Annotated in this window: 2 protein-coding genes; both read left to right on the top strand. The window is 41.0% G+C overall.

What is annotated here, in order from left to right; translation table 11 throughout:
• Positions 1–326 (top strand): large ribosomal subunit protein uL5 (gene rpl5, locus BAZO_RS10805; RefSeq protein WP_003331533.1); only part of this gene is annotated, 326 nt, incomplete at its 5' end.
• A gap of 37 nt (positions 327–363) precedes the next feature.
• A partial coding sequence (locus BAZO_RS22760) for an SGNH/GDSL hydrolase family protein (protein WP_003331532.1) occupies positions 364–731 on the top strand: 368 nt, incomplete at its 3' end.

Raw genomic sequence — 731 nt, 5'->3', positions numbered from 1 at the left:
GATTAATGAAAAAGGTTTTGGATCAGGAAGGTATGCCAATCGGTGCGAAAGTAACTCTTCGTGGCGAACGTATGTTCGAATTCTTGGACAAATTGGTTACTGTTTCACTCCCACGTGTACGTGACTTCCACGGTGTTTCAAACAAAGCGTTTGATGGTCGCGGTAACTACACACTTGGTGTGAAGGAACAATTGATTTTCCCAGAAATCAACTATGATGATGTTGATAAAGTTCGTGGTATGGACATTGTTATCGTAACAACTGCTAACACTGACGAAGAATCACGTGAATTGCTTGCTAAACTCGGCATGCCGTTCGCTAAATAAGATAGGGAGAATACATAAATGGCTAAGAAATCTATGGTTGTTAAAAACCAACGCCCTGCAAAATTCTCAACACAAGCTTATACTTGGTTCAATGGGTCCTGTTGCAGCTAACAAAGTTCCAAAAGGTAAAAAACTTGCTGGACGTATGGGTAACAAACGCGTTGTTGCTGAAAAAGCTTCACAAATGAATGTTCTAGCACTTGGAGATTCGGTCATGGTTGCCGCTTCAACAAATTTGCAAGAGGTCTTCCCACATATGTATATTGATGCAGCAGTTGGTCGTCAAGCCGAGTCGCTTGCAACAGATTTAACGAATGCTAAGGCTAAAATGCCTAATCCAGATGCTTATCTGATTGGTCTGGGAACAAATGGAACAATTAAAGAATCTGAAATTGAAGCCGCAAT

The sequence above is a fragment of the Schinkia azotoformans LMG 9581 genome, from assembly GCF_000307855.1.
Classification (GTDB): Bacteria; Bacillota; Bacilli; order Bacillales; family Bacillaceae_J; genus Schinkia; species Schinkia azotoformans.
The sequence above is the reverse complement of the archived record's forward strand: the minus strand, read 5'-3'. Positions and strand labels throughout refer to the sequence as shown.